This window comes from Myxococcus sp. SDU36 (assembly GCF_030168875.1).
Classification (GTDB): domain Bacteria; phylum Myxococcota; class Myxococcia; order Myxococcales; family Myxococcaceae; genus Myxococcus; species Myxococcus vastator.
Window position 1 is genome coordinate 2,690,059 of record NZ_CP077414.1, and the last position, 14,556, is coordinate 2,704,614.

Here is a 14,556-nt window from a genome sequence, read left to right on the forward strand (position 1 = left end):
CTCAGGGCTGGACGGCGGGGCGCTCGGAAGCAGCACCGCGGGTGAAGAGCTGGCGCCAGACACGGCGCTCCCACAGGCCCCCCGCGAGCAACACCACCACCCCGCTCCACGTCAGCACCGGGTCCTCTTCCAGTGCATGCCCCAGCACCAGGAGCGAGCACCCCGCGGCAGTCACCAGCAGCGGGCCCACCCGCCGCAGCCGCCGCGACCGCCAGCCACTCACTGCCAATGACACGGTGACGGCCACGGCGAGCATCATCTGGTGCACGGACTCCGTCAGCGACAGGCCCACGCCGAGGAACGACAGCACCTGCGCGTAGGCCGCCAGGCAGGTGGGGCACAGCGCACACGCCAGCAACGGCACCAGCATCGACCAGCGGCCTCCCGGCACCTTCACGGGCTCGGTCGGGTCGGTAGCGGCTTGCCCTCGGTGATGAGCGCAGTCGCAGGCCGCATCAGGGACGGAGGAAGAGGAGGAGCGCATCACGGTCATTCCAGGGAGAAGGTGGCCCCGGTGAATTCCGGAGCCGAGTTGTTCGACAATCCAGCGACACACGTGCCCGTGCGCGGCGGGTCAGCGCGCGGACGTTCGGCAGCGAAAAGGCGTGAAGAGCGCCCACACACGGCAACGGCCCGCGAGGATTCCCTCCTCGCGGGCCGCGAACCGCGCTGGATTCCTGACGACGTCCGCCACACGCTCAAGCGATGCGGGGCCGTCCCAACCAGGCCAGGCCCAGCCCCAACGCCAGCAGCGTCGGCAGCACGAGCGCGAGGAACCCCAGCGCCACCTTGGGTACGACGTCGGCGCCAGGCTGCTCGACATATGCGAATCGCGGCAGCCGCGCGTGCTCCGCGGCCCCCAAGGTGGCGCCCGAGAAGACGCGAGGAAGCAGTGCCTCACGCCACGTGGTGTGGAATTGGTCGACCTGCCGCAAGAAGTGCGTGTGCCGTGCGCCTCCCGTGCCCGCCACGTCCTGGAGCGCCTGCTGGAACGCCAGCGCGGGGGACAGGAAGCGCAGCACCCCCAGCGCATCCTGCTGCCGCGCCAACTGTGACTGGAAGGCCGCCACCACGGGCGCGGTCGCCCGAGCCGCCTCGTCCTGCACGGCCAGCGCCGTGGGCCAGTACCCCTCCGCCCTGGCCCCCTTGGGCGCCAGCTCCGGATGGTCCTCGAAGTAGGCGGACAGCACCTCACTGCCGCGCTTCTGCGCCTCCAGGGACGCCTCTCGCGTGGCCCCCACCAGCGCCACGCGAGACGGCACCGGGTACAGGCCACTGACGCCCAACTGCGCCACCGCGGGCACCACGACCACCAGCACCAGCCACGCCCCCACGAGCACCAGCGCGTTGGTGGCGGAGCTCAGGGCCCGCGCATTCACGGCCAACGCCAGCGCGAACCAGAAGGCGCCGTACCCGACCACCAGCGTCAGCCAGCCCGCCAGGCGGCCCACGCCCCCCTCCCCGCCCGTCAGCGCGTAGCCGGCGACGCCCGCCAGCACACACAGGCCCAGCAGGACACCCGCGCGTACCGCGAGCCTTCGCAGCGCCCAGCCGCGAAGGCCCGTGGCCTGCACGAGCACCAGCCGAAGCGTTCCGTCCTCCCGTTCGCGCGACACCAGGTCGAAGGAGAACGCGAGCGCGAACAGGGGCAGCAGGTAGAGCAGCACGAACGACAGGTCCAACGTTCCGGTCGCCAGGTGGACCGGGTGCTCCAGCGTGTCACGCGCGAAGTCCGTGAGGCGCCCCTGGAGCGACACCTGGTAGGCGGACGGCAACAGGTCCATCTGCCCCACTGTGAACGCGCCCAGCGGCCCCGGAGGCAGCAAGGCTTCGGGCTGGACGAGCGTGTTGCCTACCGGCACCGGCATGGCCGGGCTCTTCCAGGGCGGCAGCGCCGGTCCTCGTCCCTGGCGCAAGGCTTCCGCCTCCTCCGCCAGACGGGAGCGCCGCTCCGTCTCCTGTGCGACGAGGCGCTGCTGGTAGGTCCGCAGGTCCCGGGTGAAACGCCAGCCGTTGTAGAGGCCCAACGCCATCAAGCCGAGCAGGAGCGCGGCGGAGAAGGCGAGCATCCGGTCCTTCCGGAGCAGGAACCACTCGTGTCGAAGCAAGGACATGTTCAGGGTCTCCTCGTGCCTCAAACGGCGCTCAGGCGCGCGCAGGCGCGCAGCGCGAAGAGGGTGGTCCACGCCAGCCAGAGTCCCAGCAGCAGAAGCCCCGGCACCTGCGCGCCCAGCGCCTCCGGGAGCCGCTCCTCATCCAGGCTCAGCTCCGGCACCTCACGCCACAGCGACGCGTCCGCCTTGTAGTCCGCGTCGCCGTACTTCGAGCGAAACGTGAGGGTGTCATTCATCTGCTTCACCAGCCCCTGCCGGTACTGCTCCGCCTGCCTCGTGAAGCGCAGGTGCGCGGACAGGTCCGTCCGCGCGAGCGATGCCGACAGGTGCCTCAGCGCCAACATGGGAGACAGCGGCGCGAAGAAGCGGTGCAGTCGCTCCTGCTCGCCGTAACGCGCCTCCAGCTCACCGAAGCGCTGCGCGCCCACGCGGTTGCTGTACTCCTCTCCCGCTTGGAGCGCGATGCCCCGGAAGTTGACCGGGAGCGCCTCCAGGGACGCCGCTCCGTAACGCGCCAGCGTCTCGCGCTCGAGCGCCGCCTGTCGCTGGTCCGCCGGGTCATGACCGCTCAGGCCCTTCTCGTAGTCCTCCGCCAGCTGCCGCGCGAAGTCCTGCGCCGTGGGCACCGGCGCCCATGCCCGGGCCGCGTCCACCGCGAGCCGGGGCACCAGCAGCGCGTTGACCATCCACACGCCCAGCAGCGCCACCAGCGCCCCTCGGGACGTCCGCGCCCACGCGCTGACCGCCAGCCCCAGGAACACGAAGCCCGCCAGGTACAGCCCATACCCCAGCGCCAGCCCCGACAGACGCCCCAGCAGCTCGCCCGACGAGACGCCCGCTCCGCGGCCCAGGCCCACCACCAACACCACGGCCACGACGAAGAGGGGCACCAGCAGCGCCGCGAGCGCCAGCCCTACGCCCAGGGCCTTGCCCAACACGAGCTGATGACGGCGCACGCCGGTGCTCAGCAGCAGGCGCAGCGTCCCCTGCTCCCGCTCGGCGGTGAACGCGGAGTAGGTCAGCAGGATGATGAGCAGCGGCACCAGGAGCTGGAGGACCCCTGCGCCCGTCAGCTCTCCGAAGCGCGCCGCCGCCGTGGCGTCCGCCGCGGGCCGGTACTGGGTGGCGTTCCGCTTGTGCGCCTCCAGGTAGACGGCGACGCCCAGGTACGGCTCCACGCCGCGGTCGAACGCGGCCAGGACGGACTCGGGCTTGAACGCCCAGACACCGTAGTGCGCGGCCGAGTGCGGGTTCTTCTCTCCCTGCTCCAGCCAATGCTGGCGCGTCAGGCGAGCACCGGCTTCACGCTCGGCACGGGAGTCCCGGACATGGAGCGCGCCGACCGCGATGCCCACGAGAACCAGCAAGAATACCAGGGCTCCCGCGACACGGAAGCGTCCGTCGCGCGACAGCTCCATCCACTCTTTTCGGGCGATGGCTCGAATCATTCGTCGGTCCTCAGCCACGCATGTGCGCCAGGTAGAGCTGCTCCAGCTCCGCGTGCCCCAGGTCCCGCGTGGCGCGCGTCTCCACCAGCCGGCCCGACTTCATGATGCCCACCCGCGTGCCGGACTCCTTCGCGCGGAACAGGTCATGGGTCGCCATGAGCACCGCCATGCCTTCACCACTCAGGCGAAGGAGCAGCTCGGAGAGCTCGTTGGACGCCAGCGGGTCCAACCCGGACGTGGGCTCATCCAGCAGCAAGGCCCGCGCGCCCTTCGCCAGCGCGATGGCGATGCCGACCTTCTGCCGCATGCCCTTCGAATAGCGGCCAACGGGCACGTCCATCGCCCCCGGTTGCAGCCCCGCTCGCGCCAACCACCCGCTGGACTCCTGGATGGACAGCGCCGGGCGGCCCGCCAGGGTGTTGAAGTAGGCCAGGTTCTCCCGGCCTGTCAGCCGAGGGTAGAGCATCACCAGCTCGGGCACGTACGCCAGGAGCCCGCGCACCTGGGCCTCGTGTTGCTGGACCTCCAACCCCGCGACGCGGGCCTCGCCTTGCGTGGGGGTGATGAAGCCCAGGAAGAGGTTCAGCGTGGTGGTCTTCCCCGCCCCGTTCGCACCCAGCAGGCAGAACACCTCGCCCGCCCTGATGGACAGGTCCAGGCGCTCCAGGGCCAGGTGGTCGCCATAGCGTTTGGACAGATTCTTCGCTTCAAGCATGGGCAATCCCCATAACGAAGACCCGACATCAAAAGCAACTCGATTGCATTATAAGGCTCCCGCTGACAGCATTCCTGGCATGCGACAGGGCTCGGGGATTCCCGGACCCGGGAGGTCGGACGTGCTGACGGTGATGGTGCTCTTGAACCTGATGTTGGCCGCGCAGGCGGCTCCGGACGCTACGGCGGCGACCTGGGGAAGCGCGGTGGCGACACCTGGCCAGCGTGCCCACGGCTACCTGCCCGTTCCAGGTGGAGCCGAGGACGTACCGCCGTTACCCGTCACGGTGATACGGGGCGCGAAGCCAGGGCCCGTGGTCGCGCTGATGGCGGGAATCCACGGCGCGGAGTACGTGCCCATCCTCACGCTCCAGCGCCTCGCCGCGAAGCTCCAGCCCGAGACGATGCGTGGCACGGTGGTCATCGTCCACATCGCCAACGTGCCGTCCTTCCAGCGGCGCACCGTGTATTACGGCCCGGACGACTGGAAGAACCTCAACCGCGTCTTCCCTGGCAACGCCTCTGGCACGCCCACGGAGCGCATCGCGCATGTGCTCACCCACGAGGTGTTCGACCGGGTCGACGCGGTGGTGGACGTGCACTGCGGTGATGGCAACGAGGCGCTTTCGCCCTATGTCGCGTTCATCGCCAACGCGCCAGACGCGAGCGTGACAGTGCGCTCGCGCGCCATGGCGATGGCCTTTGGCGCGCCGACAGTGAAGCCGCTCTGGCCGGACTTCTCGGGCCCCACCCGCTACACCTCCGCGACCGCCACGGCGCGAGGCGTCCCCGCCATCGGCGTCGAATGGGGCGGCGAGGCGCGCGCCTCCCCGGAAGAACTCAACCGGGTGGAGGCGGGCCTGCTTCGCGTCCTCAAGCAGCTCGGCGTCGTCCCGGGAGGCGCGGCCGCTCCGGGCAAGCCCCGCTTCGTCACCTGGTCGGAGTCGGTGATGAGCCCGGTGCATGGACTCTTCACGCCCGGCGTGCGGCCGGGCCAACGCGTCGAGGCCGGCGCTCGGCTCGGCGAAATCAAGGATGCCTTCGGACGCACGCTCGCGGTTCCCGTGGCCCCCTTCACGGGCGTGGTCCTGTACGTGGTCACGACGCCACCCGTGAATCCGGGTGAACCGCTCGTGTCCCTGGGGCAGGTGACGAACACGCTGCCCACGCGACCCGCGGCGGCGCCACCTCGTGCGCCTCCGGTGGTCCTCAACCACTTCTATGTCGTCCTCCCCGCGGAGGCCTTCGAGTCGCTGCGGGCGCTGGACTTCCTTTCAGACACGTTCGCCCAGGTGGATGGCGGCCTGCCCGAATTCAAGGTGCCCGAGGCCAGCGCTCAAGCCCTCTACGTGCGGGGCCAGGACACGTACCTGGAGCTGCTGGGGCCCCAAAACGCCTTTGGAGAACCCGTGGGCAAGGTCGGTGTGGGCCTGAGCGTGGAGCAAGCGGGCACGCTGTCGCGCCTGGCAGGGCCGCTGCGGAGCGCGTTGGGGCAGAAGGTGCAACAGACCCGCACGCGGCGGAGGTTCGAAGGCCGGGGTGAGGTCCCCTGGTACGACGTCCTCTACCGCGAGCCCTCCGCACCCGACGCGTCGCTGGACTTGTGGGTGAGCGAGTACATCCCCGAGTTCTTCCAGGCCCTGTATCCCGACCGCCCGTGGAATGCCCATGACGTCAGCCGGCGTGCCCTCCTGGGTCCCCGCTTCAAGCCCGAGCGCTTGCTGCGCAACGTGGAGCGCATCTCCCTGGAGCTCTCCCCACGGCGCGCCCACACTTTCATCCGCGAGCTGGTCGCGCTGGGCTACCAGCAGGTCTCTTCGCCTGGAGACGTGTTCGTCCTCCAAGGCGATGGCCTGCGCTGGCAGGTGCGTGAGGCCGCTCAGCCTCGGGGACTCCTGGAGGTTGGCTTCTCACTCAACCGGGTGAAGACGGGGCCGCACATCTACGACCTGGGCCACGGCGCGATGCTGGAGTTCTCCAAGGACGCGCCGGAGGCCCGCTGGGTGCTCGCGAGCCCTGGGCGTGCGCCGCGAGGGAACACCGGGCGCCCATGACACGGGCGCGCCGTCATTCTCCCCCATCGAGCAGCGACTCCAGCAGCTCACGAACGGGAGAAGACGGGCCGTCCCATGGGTCATGACCGCGCGGGGAGCGCAGGCAGCGCCCGCTCGCGCTCAGTGCGTGAGGGTGCCCCGGTACGCCATATGACGGGGCGCGACCTGCTCACGCGTCACCGTCTCGCGGCCGGTGGCCCTGCCTCGCTCCAGCAGCGACTTGAAGCGCAGCAGGTCGTCATCCATCTGCTTCTTGGGGTCCGCGCCCAGCAGCTTCGCGAAGGCATGGCCAATGGCTCCCGCCGGCGGGTTGTAGGACAGCCGGATGTCCACCCGCGTGCCGCCGCGCGGCGTGGACTCGAAGTGGATGACGCCCAGGTTCTCCACCGCCGTGCCCTCCACGCTCTTCCAGGCCAGCACCTTGTTGGGTACGAACTTCGTGACGACGGCGTCCCATTCGAAGTGCAGCCCCGCGGGCCCGCGCACCTTCCAGTGCGAGCGGCCCTCGATGCCCGGAATCACTTCATCCACGTGCGTCATGAACCGGGGGAAGTTCTGCATCTCCCGCCAGAAGGCGAACACCTCCTCCACCGGCGCGTTCACGTTGATGTCCTTGTGAAGGGTGATGGCCCGCCGCCCCGCGCCCATCCCCGTGAGCCGCCGCAGCCCCAGGTTCGTGAAGGCCCGCGTGCCCAGCACCACGCCGCCCAGGGCCGCCAGGGTGCCCGACAGTCCCCGGCGTCCCAGCCCCCAGGCCGTCAGCGTCAGGCCGCCCAACGCCCCGAAGAGCCGCTCGGTCGGAGACCAGTGCTCCTGGAAGAAGAGCCTCGACTCACCCGAGCGCATGTTGCCTCCTTGAAGCGCCGGGTGCGCCGAACCCTCCGCGTACGGAACAAGCTGGTTGTCCACCCCATGCACCCCCTGCACCTTGCCAATGCGGGGCAGCACGCGTCGGAGCTCCTCGCGGAGGATGGGGCCCTCCAACCGAACCAGGCCGTCCCGAGCCATCACGCGAATCGCCCCGGGATGCGAGCACACCCGGCCCAGGGCCGAGCGCACCCGTTCCTCCAGGATGAGGTCCTCCACCGGTTCCCGGTGCAGCTTGCGCAGCGATTCGAAATAGACGCCGCGCGAGCGCTGCGAGAGGTCCCGAGCGACGACGCCCACCGCGCCTCCCGCCTCATGCGCCGCGTGGACAGCCTTCCCCTGCAGATGGGACCTGCGCCAGCGGCCACTGCGTGGATCCGTCCAGTACATCAGCCCCAGGCCCAGCCCCGCGCCACCGATTCCCCATAGGGCAGCTTTCATCGTCCGCCTCCTTCTGGCTCGTGTCCTTCGCTCCACGGAACGTGAAGGCGGCGATGGCGCGGTGCAGCAGACGGGAAGGGGCTGCCCCGCTCGCGTCCGTGGGGGATGCCTGTCCAGCAGCCGGGCGGCCCAGGGCCCGGAGGTCCTCGCGTTGACTGGGCAACGGGGCCGGTGCCCGCGAGCTCGGGCGTGCCCACTGTCTTGGGTGCTGGTGAACCCGAGAGGAGCAAGACGGCATGCCCGAGGTACCGACGACCCCTGACTCGCCCGTGAAGGACCCCGACCCCGACAAGCAGCCCGGGCGTGAGCCTCCCGGGCCCCAGGCGCCGCCGAAGGAGGAGCCGCCCACCCGGCAGCCGCCGGAAATCGAGCCGCCGCAGCCGCCCGAAATCAAGCCGCCCGGCATTCATGACCCGCCGGTGCCCCATCAGCCTGGACAGCCGGCAATCATCGCGTGAGCGCCACCGGGTGCGCGTCCGGACGAGCATGCCGCGCGCCTGGTGCCAGCCCCCACGCCCGCCCCGTTCCACGAGGCCACCGACGTGTCCAGCTTTCTCCTGACGAGCGCCCGTTCCACGCCAGGGAGCGGCGAGGAGCGGCGGCATGCGAGGGCCCCAATTCCAGGACCGCCATGAGGCAGGCCGCGTGCTCGCGGACCACCTGCGGCGCCACGCGCGGCAACCCGGCACCCTGGTGCTGGCCCTGCCACGAGGCGGCGTGCCCGTGGGTGTTGAAGTCGCGCGGAAGCTCGGGGTGCCGCTCGACATCTTCGGGGTCCGCAAGCTCGGCACGCCCGGCCATGAGGAGCTGGCCATGGGCGCCATCGCCTCCGGGGGCGTGCGCGTGCTCAACCGTGAAGTCGTGGACGCGCTGAACATCGGCCGCGAACAGATTGAAGCCGCGGCCCGCCGCGAGGCCTGGGAGCTCCAGCGGCGTGAAGACAGCTATCGGCAAGGCCGGCCGCTCCCCGACGTGCGTGGGCGAACCGTCCTCCTGGTGGACGACGGGCTGGCCACCGGCACGACGATGCGGGCGGCCGTGGCGGCGCTGCGGCTCCTGGCGCCCGCGGCCATCATCGTCGCCGTGCCCGTGGGCGCGGCCGAGTCCTGCGAAAGCCTGGACCAGGTGGCGGACGAGGTCGTCTGCGTCCGCGTGCCCGCGCCCTTCTATTCCGTGGGCCTCTGGTACCGCGACTTCGCGCAGACGGAGGACGACGAGGTGCGCGCCCTGCTCGCCCAGGCGACCCGGGAACAGTCCTCCACCGAGGCCCCGCCCTCCTCCGCCTGAGTCTGGGCCCCCGCGGACCTCAGCCGCGCGGAGCCGCCCCCCACGCGCGCATGGACGTCCGCCCCACCATGATGTCCACCAGCCGCTTCACGCGGCGGAAGACGCTCTCCTGCGCGTAGGGGATGCCGTGCTTCTCGCACAAGGCCTTCACCCTGGGCTGCGTCTGCCGGTAGCGCGTCATGGGCAGGCTGGGCCAGAGGTGGTGCTCAATCTGGTAGTTCAGCCAGCCGTGGAGGAAGTCCACCACGTCATTGCCGGTGGCGTAGTTCACCGAGTCCACCACCTGCCGCACGGAGAACTCCGCGCCGCTGCGCGCCCGGCCCTCGAAGCGGTAGAGGTCGTCCCCCGCGTGGTTGGGCGCGATGAGCACGAAGCTCTGGATGTTGGTGAGCACCTCCGCGAAGACGCTGTTGGCGAAGACGCTGAGGACGGCCCACGCGCCCAGCAGCGCGAAGAGCGCGGGCAGCAGCACGAAGCGCAGGCCCGCGTAGGGCAGCAGGCACGTCCACCAGAAGGCGCGGCCCTCCGCGTTGAACGGGTTGAAGGCGGTGATGAGGGGCAGCGTGCCCGCCTCGTCGGGTCCCCCCGCGCGCTTGCGCTCGAAGCGCCGCCACTCCAGGAACGTGTTGGGCGCGTAGTACGTCACCTTCCACGTGCAGGCGAACAACGCCACCAGCGCGTACTTGGCCAGCAGGGGCATGCGCGATTGGCGCAGCCACTCCGTGTTCATCTCCACCAGGTCCGGGTCCGCTGTCTCGCCCGTGTGCCCGTGGTGCAGCACGTTGTGCTCGTGCCGCCACGCCTGGGGATGAATCCAGTCCGGCCATTCCAGGAAGCGGCGCCACCCGGTGGCGAAGCGCTTGCCCGTGTAGCGCGCCGGCACGCCCGGCACCTTGTCGTAGCCTCGGTGCGTGACGTGATGGGCCATCATCGTCCAGCGCGCCGTGTTGCCTTGCGCGATGAGCAGCGCCGACACGGGATTGGGCATCAGCCACGCCGTCGCGTAGCCCAGCACGGAGCAGGCCCGGCCCCAGCGCTCAATCTTCCGCGCGTGCGCCAGGTCCTCCTCGCCGAGCGAGGACTCCAGCTCCTGCTTGAGCGCCTGGAGGTCCTGGGCGAAGGCTTCCAGCTCGACGAGCGCGTGGGGGTGGGAGGTGGGAAGAGACGTGCGCGGCGCTTCGTCGACGAGCAGGGGAACTGCCAGGGTCATGGTGGGCTTGGCATCTCGGTGAGGGCATCCAGGTTGGCGACCTCCAATCTAGTCCCAGGACCTGAAATTCCGGATGTGGAAATCCATGGGCCCGTTCTCTCGTCCGCCACGCCACCAGGGCGGCACGCCAATGCCAGACGAGCCACCGTCCGGCCGAGGATTGCGGTTAAGCTGCCGCGGCCACCACATGCACGAGTCCCCTTCCCGTCGACAGTTGCTGCTGGCCGTCCTGGTGGCCACGACGCTCTCCGCGGCCGTCGAGGGGGTCTGGCGCTACTCCGGGGTGGTGAGCACCCCTGCCCGCGTCCTCCTCACCGCCGCGGTGGGGCTGCTCGTCAGCGGCACCCTGGCGCTGTTGCTCCTGCGAACCCAGGAGCGCGCGCACCGCGCACGGGACGCCGCCCTGCGCAGCGCGGATGACGCCAGCGCGCTTCGCGAAGCCGTCATGGACGTGACGCCCGTGGGCTTCGCCTTCTTCGACCGAGAGCTGCGCTACGTTCACGTCAACGCGGCCCTGGCGGCGATGCATGGCCTGCCCGCGGAGCGCCACCTGGGCCGGCACGTCACCGAGGTGATGCCCGACCTGGGCAAGCGCATCGCCCCGCGCCTCCAGCAGGCGCTCAGCACGGGGGCCTCCATCCAGGACACCCTGCTCCAGGTGGAGACGCCCGCCGCGCCGGGCGAGAGCCGCTTCTGGTTCGGCAGCTACCTGCGCGTGTGCGGCGCGAACGGCGAGGTGCTGGGTGTCATCGCCGCGATGTCCGAGCTCACCGAGCGCATGCGCGCGGAGAAGAGCCTCCAGGAGCATGAGGGCCGGCTGGACGTGCTCACGCGCTCGCTGCCGGACTACCTGTGGGGCGGCAAGCTGCGCGGCGGGAGGCTGCGCGACTTCTACTGCACGCCCGTCATCGAGCGCACCACCGGCTATGCCGCCTCCGCGTTCGTCCAGCCCGCGCCGGATGGCGGACCGCCGCCGCTGTGGGCGGAGATGATCCACCCCGAGGACCGCGCCCGCTACCGCGCCCGCATCGAGGGCCTGGCCCCCGGCGCCGAGGCGGAGCTGGAGCACCGGCTCATCTGCGCCGACGGCCGCGTGCGCTGGGTGCGCAGCCGCGCCGCCGCGTCCGCGCTGGATGCGCAAGGTGAGCTGCATGTCGGCTGCGTCGTCACCGACATCACCGACCGGCGGCTCGCGGATGACCTGCGCCAGCGCCTGCATGACAGCTTCCGCCGCTCCGCCCAGGAATGGCGCCGCACCTTCGACGCGGTGGCCTCGCCGCTGATGGTGCTGGGCGCGGATGGCACCGTCCAGCGCCTCAACGCCGCCGCCATCGCGCTCTTCGGAGGCATGGACCCGTCCGGCCAGCCGCTGTTCACCGCGGCCAGCGCCCCACCCTGGTCCCACGCGCTGCCGTTGGTGGAGGAGCTGCGCCGCACCCACGCCAGCGCCACCCGCGAGCTGGGCGACCCGGTGTCCCGCCGCACGTGGGAGGTGTCCGCCACCTGGGTGGAGGAAGCGGGCGGCGAGGACTCGCGCATCATCCTGGTGGCCACGGAGGTGACGCGCCTGCTGGAGCTCCAGGCCAGCCTGCGGCGCAGCGAGACGATGGCCGCCATGGGCGCCATCGTCGCGGGCGTGGCCCACGAGGTCCGCAACCCCCTCTTCTCCATCTCCGCGGTGGTGGACGCGGTGGAGGCGACGTTCGGCGCGCGCGCGGAGCTCAAGCCCTACGTCGATGTGCTGCGCGGCGAGGTGAAGCGCCTCAACCACCTCACGCAGGAGCTCTTCGAGTACGGCCGCCCCACCCGCGGCGAATGGGTGGAAGGCCCCGTGCTCCCGGTGGTGGCGGATGCGCTCTCCGCGTGCGCCCTGGCCAGTGAGCGGGCCGGTGTGCAGGTGAACCGCGAGCTGGCGGCGGAGCTGCCCCGCGTTCGCATGGACGCCCGGCGTTTGTTTCACGTGTTTCGCAACGTGGTGGAGAACGCGGTGCAGCATTCCCCGTCGGGCAGCGCGGTGCGGGTGGCGACGGAGGAGGTGGAAGAGGCGGGACGGGCCTGGGTGCGGTGCACCGTGCGGGACGGCGGGCCGGGCTTTCGCTCGGAGGACCTGCCCCATGTCTTCGAGCCCTTCTTCAGCAAGCGGCGCGGCGGCACGGGCCTGGGCCTGTCCATCGTCCAGCGCATCCTGGAGGAGCACCAGGGTGTCATCCGCTTGCGCAATCACCCGGAGGGCGGCGCGGAGGTCACCCTGCTGCTTCCAGCTGTTTCTTCGCCTGTATCAACCCAGCACGTAGACTCCCTGGCTTCATGACGCGTACCCGTATCCTCCTCGTGGACGACGAGCCCGGCATCCGCCTGGGCATGAGGGGCTTCCTCACCGCCCATGGGTTCGACGTGGACGAGGCCACCAGCCTCGCCGAGGCGCAGGAGGCGTTCCGCGCCACGCGTCCGGACGTGGCCGTGGTGGACTACCGGCTCACGGACGGCACCGCGCTGGAGCTGCTGCCGCGCCTCAAGGACATCGACGCCTCGGTGCCCCTGGTGGTGCTCACCGGCCATGGCTCCATCGAGCTGGCCGTCCAGGCCGTGAAGGAAGGCGCCGAGCAGTTCCTCACCAAGCCGGTGGAGCTGGCCGTCCTCAAGGTGGTGCTGGACCGGCTGGTGGCGCAGCGCCGCGAGCGGCAGCGGCTGCTGGCGGAGCATTCACGCATCGCCCGTGGGGCGGTGGACCCCTTCGTGGGTGGCAGCGCGGCCATCCGCGCGCTCCAGGCGCAGGCCGAGCGCATCATCGAAAGCGACAGCCCGGTGCTCATCACCGGGGAGACGGGCAGCGGAAAGAGCGTGCTCGCGCGCTGGTTGCATGAAGGCGGCCCGCGCAAGGACGCGCCCTTCGTGGACCTCAACTGCGCGGCGCTCTCCAAGGACCTGCTCGACTCGGAGCTGTTCGGCCACGAGAAGGGCGCCTTCACCGGCGCGGTGGCCGCCAAGCAGGGCCTGCTGGAGGTCGCCGACCGGGGCACCCTGTTCCTGGATGAGATTGGAGACATGGACTCGGCCGTCCAGCCCAAGCTCCTCAAGGTGCTGGAGGAGAAGCGCTTCCGGCGGCTGGGCGACGTGAGGGACCGCCGCGTGGAGGTGCGCCTCATCGCCGCCACACACCAGGACCTGGGCGTGGCCGCCCGCGACAAGCGGTTCCGCAGCGACCTCTACTTCCGCGTCAGCACGCTCATCCTCCATGTCCCCCCGCTGCGGGAGCGGCCCGAGGACATCGTCGAGCTGGCGCACCACTTCCTGGCGGAGCTGGGCGCGGCGCGGGGACGCGGCGGCGTGGGGCTGCAACCCGACGCCCAGACGGCCCTGACCCGCTACGCCTGGCCTGGCAACATCCGCGAGCTGCGCAACGTGCTGGAGCGCGCGGTGCTGCTGTCCGGCGGCGGGCCCCTGTCCCGGGGGGACTTGCGCTTCGAGGCCGTCGCCAGCGAGGCCGCCTCCGATGCCGACGACCACCTCACCCTCGAGGAGCTGGAGCGCCGTCACATCGAGCGCATCCTCCGCCGCGAGCACGGGCACGTGGAGCGCGCCGCCGCGCGGCTCGGCATCCCCCGCTCATCCCTCTACGAGCGGCTCAAGCGCCTGGGCATCAACCGGTCCGGATTCCAGAAGCCGGATCCGTAGCCTGGACGCAGCACGGCGTCACGGGCCGGAGCGCGGGAGCAAGCACCGGAATTTACATGGAACCGAGACAAGCCCGTCCCTGGCCCTGAGCTTGCTTGTGGGCCCGCCCCGTGGCCCAGAACATCCTGATCGTCGACGACGAGTCTTCCCTCTGCTGGGTGTTGGGCCAGTTCTTCTCCGGAGCCGGCTACCGCGTGGACTCGGCGAGCGCGCTGGATGAAGCGTTGGACTTGATGACGACGGGCCGCTACGACCTGGTCATCAGCGACCTGCGCTTGAGCGGAACGCTCTCCGAAGAAGGGCTGATGCTGGCGGACTTCGTGCGCCGCTTCACCCCCCAGACGCGGGTGGTGCTGCTGACGGCGTTCGCCACCCAGGAGCTCACCGACCGCGCGCAGGTGCTGGGCGTGGACCTGGTGCTCTCCAAGCCGCAGCCGCTGCCCGCGCTGGCCGAGCACGTCTCACGCCTGCTCGCCGCCACCGCGGTGTAGTTCGCGCCCTGCCGCCGCGCGCGCGTCCACCCGGGCTCCAAATCAGCAATCCCTGACTTTCGTTCGCCGTGGCCGCGAAGCGCCCCACCGCGCGCGTTTCCAGATTCCAGAAACCAGATCCAGGCTTCGGACAATCACCACGCTGTTGTGTTTCAAGCTGGCTTCAAACGCAGACAATTCGGCTGAGATTTTACTTTTTCACGTTGGCACCCCGGTTGCTCTGGCACCTCGGCGTGACTGAGCGAGCCCCGTCCC

12 protein-coding genes are annotated in these 14,556 nt (G+C 70.7%); 6 read left to right on the forward strand and 6 right to left on the reverse strand.

The genetic code is table 11. From position 1 onward, the window contains the following. Position 1: 1 nt before the first annotated feature. From KGD87_RS10430 to KGD87_RS10445, 4 genes are all read right to left on the reverse strand, one after another. Entirely contained in the window at positions 2-484 is a 483-nt protein-coding gene (locus KGD87_RS10430) for a MerC domain-containing protein (RefSeq protein ID WP_284667308.1), read from the reverse strand. 214 nt (positions 485-698) lie between these two features. Continuing rightward, a complete protein-coding gene (locus KGD87_RS10435; protein ID WP_284667309.1) occupies positions 699-2,114 on the reverse strand; it encodes a DUF3526 domain-containing protein in 1,416 nt (471 codons plus the stop codon). 20 nt (positions 2,115-2,134) lie between these two features. Continuing rightward, positions 2,135-3,562 carry a DUF3526 domain-containing protein gene (locus KGD87_RS10440; RefSeq protein ID WP_284667310.1) on the reverse strand — a complete coding sequence of 476 codons (1,428 nt, stop codon included), beginning with the start codon at positions 3,560-3,562 and terminating at the stop codon, positions 2,135-2,137. Between the two features lie 10 nt (positions 3,563-3,572). Then, the gene (locus KGD87_RS10445) at positions 3,573-4,277 is read right to left on the reverse strand and encodes an ABC transporter ATP-binding protein (protein ID WP_284667311.1); all 705 of its coding nucleotides are present in this window, start codon (positions 4,275-4,277) and stop codon (positions 3,573-3,575) included. A gap of 121 nt (positions 4,278-4,398) precedes the next feature. Here KGD87_RS10445 and KGD87_RS10450 point away from each other — a divergent pair, with 121 nt between their 5' ends. Next, positions 4,399-6,330, forward strand: a complete 1,932-nt coding sequence (locus KGD87_RS10450) for a DUF5829 family protein (protein WP_284667312.1) — start codon at positions 4,399-4,401, stop codon at positions 6,328-6,330. A gap of 120 nt (positions 6,331-6,450) precedes the next feature. On the opposite strand, the gene KGD87_RS10455 is transcribed toward KGD87_RS10450, so the two are convergent. Further along, the gene (locus KGD87_RS10455; RefSeq protein WP_284667313.1) at positions 6,451-7,638 is read right to left on the reverse strand and encodes an SRPBCC family protein; all 1,188 of its coding nucleotides are present in this window, start codon (positions 7,636-7,638) and stop codon (positions 6,451-6,453) included. A 236-nt stretch (positions 7,639-7,874) separates the two neighbouring features. Here KGD87_RS10455 and KGD87_RS10460 point away from each other — a divergent pair, with 236 nt between their 5' ends. Together KGD87_RS10460 and KGD87_RS10465 are read left to right on the forward strand one after the other, a co-directional pair. Further along, complete coding sequence (locus KGD87_RS10460) at positions 7,875-8,096, forward strand: hypothetical protein (protein ID WP_284667314.1); 222 nt, start codon at positions 7,875-7,877, stop codon at positions 8,094-8,096. 145 nt (positions 8,097-8,241) lie between these two features. Further along, positions 8,242-8,925 (forward strand): phosphoribosyltransferase, encoded by a 684-nt coding sequence (locus KGD87_RS10465; RefSeq protein ID WP_284667315.1) that lies wholly within the window; start codon positions 8,242-8,244, stop codon positions 8,923-8,925. Positions 8,926-8,944: 19 nt separating this feature from the next. On the opposite strand, the gene KGD87_RS10470 is transcribed toward KGD87_RS10465, so the two are convergent. Further along, the gene (locus KGD87_RS10470) at positions 8,945-10,135 is read right to left on the reverse strand and encodes a fatty acid desaturase family protein (protein ID WP_284667316.1); all 1,191 of its coding nucleotides are present in this window, start codon (positions 10,133-10,135) and stop codon (positions 8,945-8,947) included. Positions 10,136-10,322: 187 nt separating this feature from the next. Between KGD87_RS10470 and KGD87_RS10475 the strand changes: the two genes are divergently transcribed. From KGD87_RS10475 to KGD87_RS10485, 3 genes are all read left to right on the forward strand, one after another. After that, on the forward strand, positions 10,323-12,446 hold the full coding sequence (locus KGD87_RS10475; protein ID WP_284667317.1) for a PAS domain-containing sensor histidine kinase: 2,124 nt from the start codon (positions 10,323-10,325) through the stop codon (positions 12,444-12,446). Beyond that, on the forward strand, positions 12,443-13,810 hold the full coding sequence (locus KGD87_RS10480; RefSeq protein WP_284667318.1) for a sigma-54-dependent transcriptional regulator: 1,368 nt from the start codon (positions 12,443-12,445) through the stop codon (positions 13,808-13,810). The genes KGD87_RS10475 and KGD87_RS10480 overlap by 4 nt, the downstream gene beginning before the upstream one ends. Positions 13,811-13,920: 110 nt before the next feature. Then, positions 13,921-14,301 carry a response regulator gene (locus tag KGD87_RS10485; protein ID WP_284667319.1) on the forward strand — a complete coding sequence of 127 codons (381 nt, stop codon included), beginning with the start codon at positions 13,921-13,923 and terminating at the stop codon, positions 14,299-14,301. The last annotated feature ends 255 nt before the right edge of the window (positions 14,302-14,556 follow it).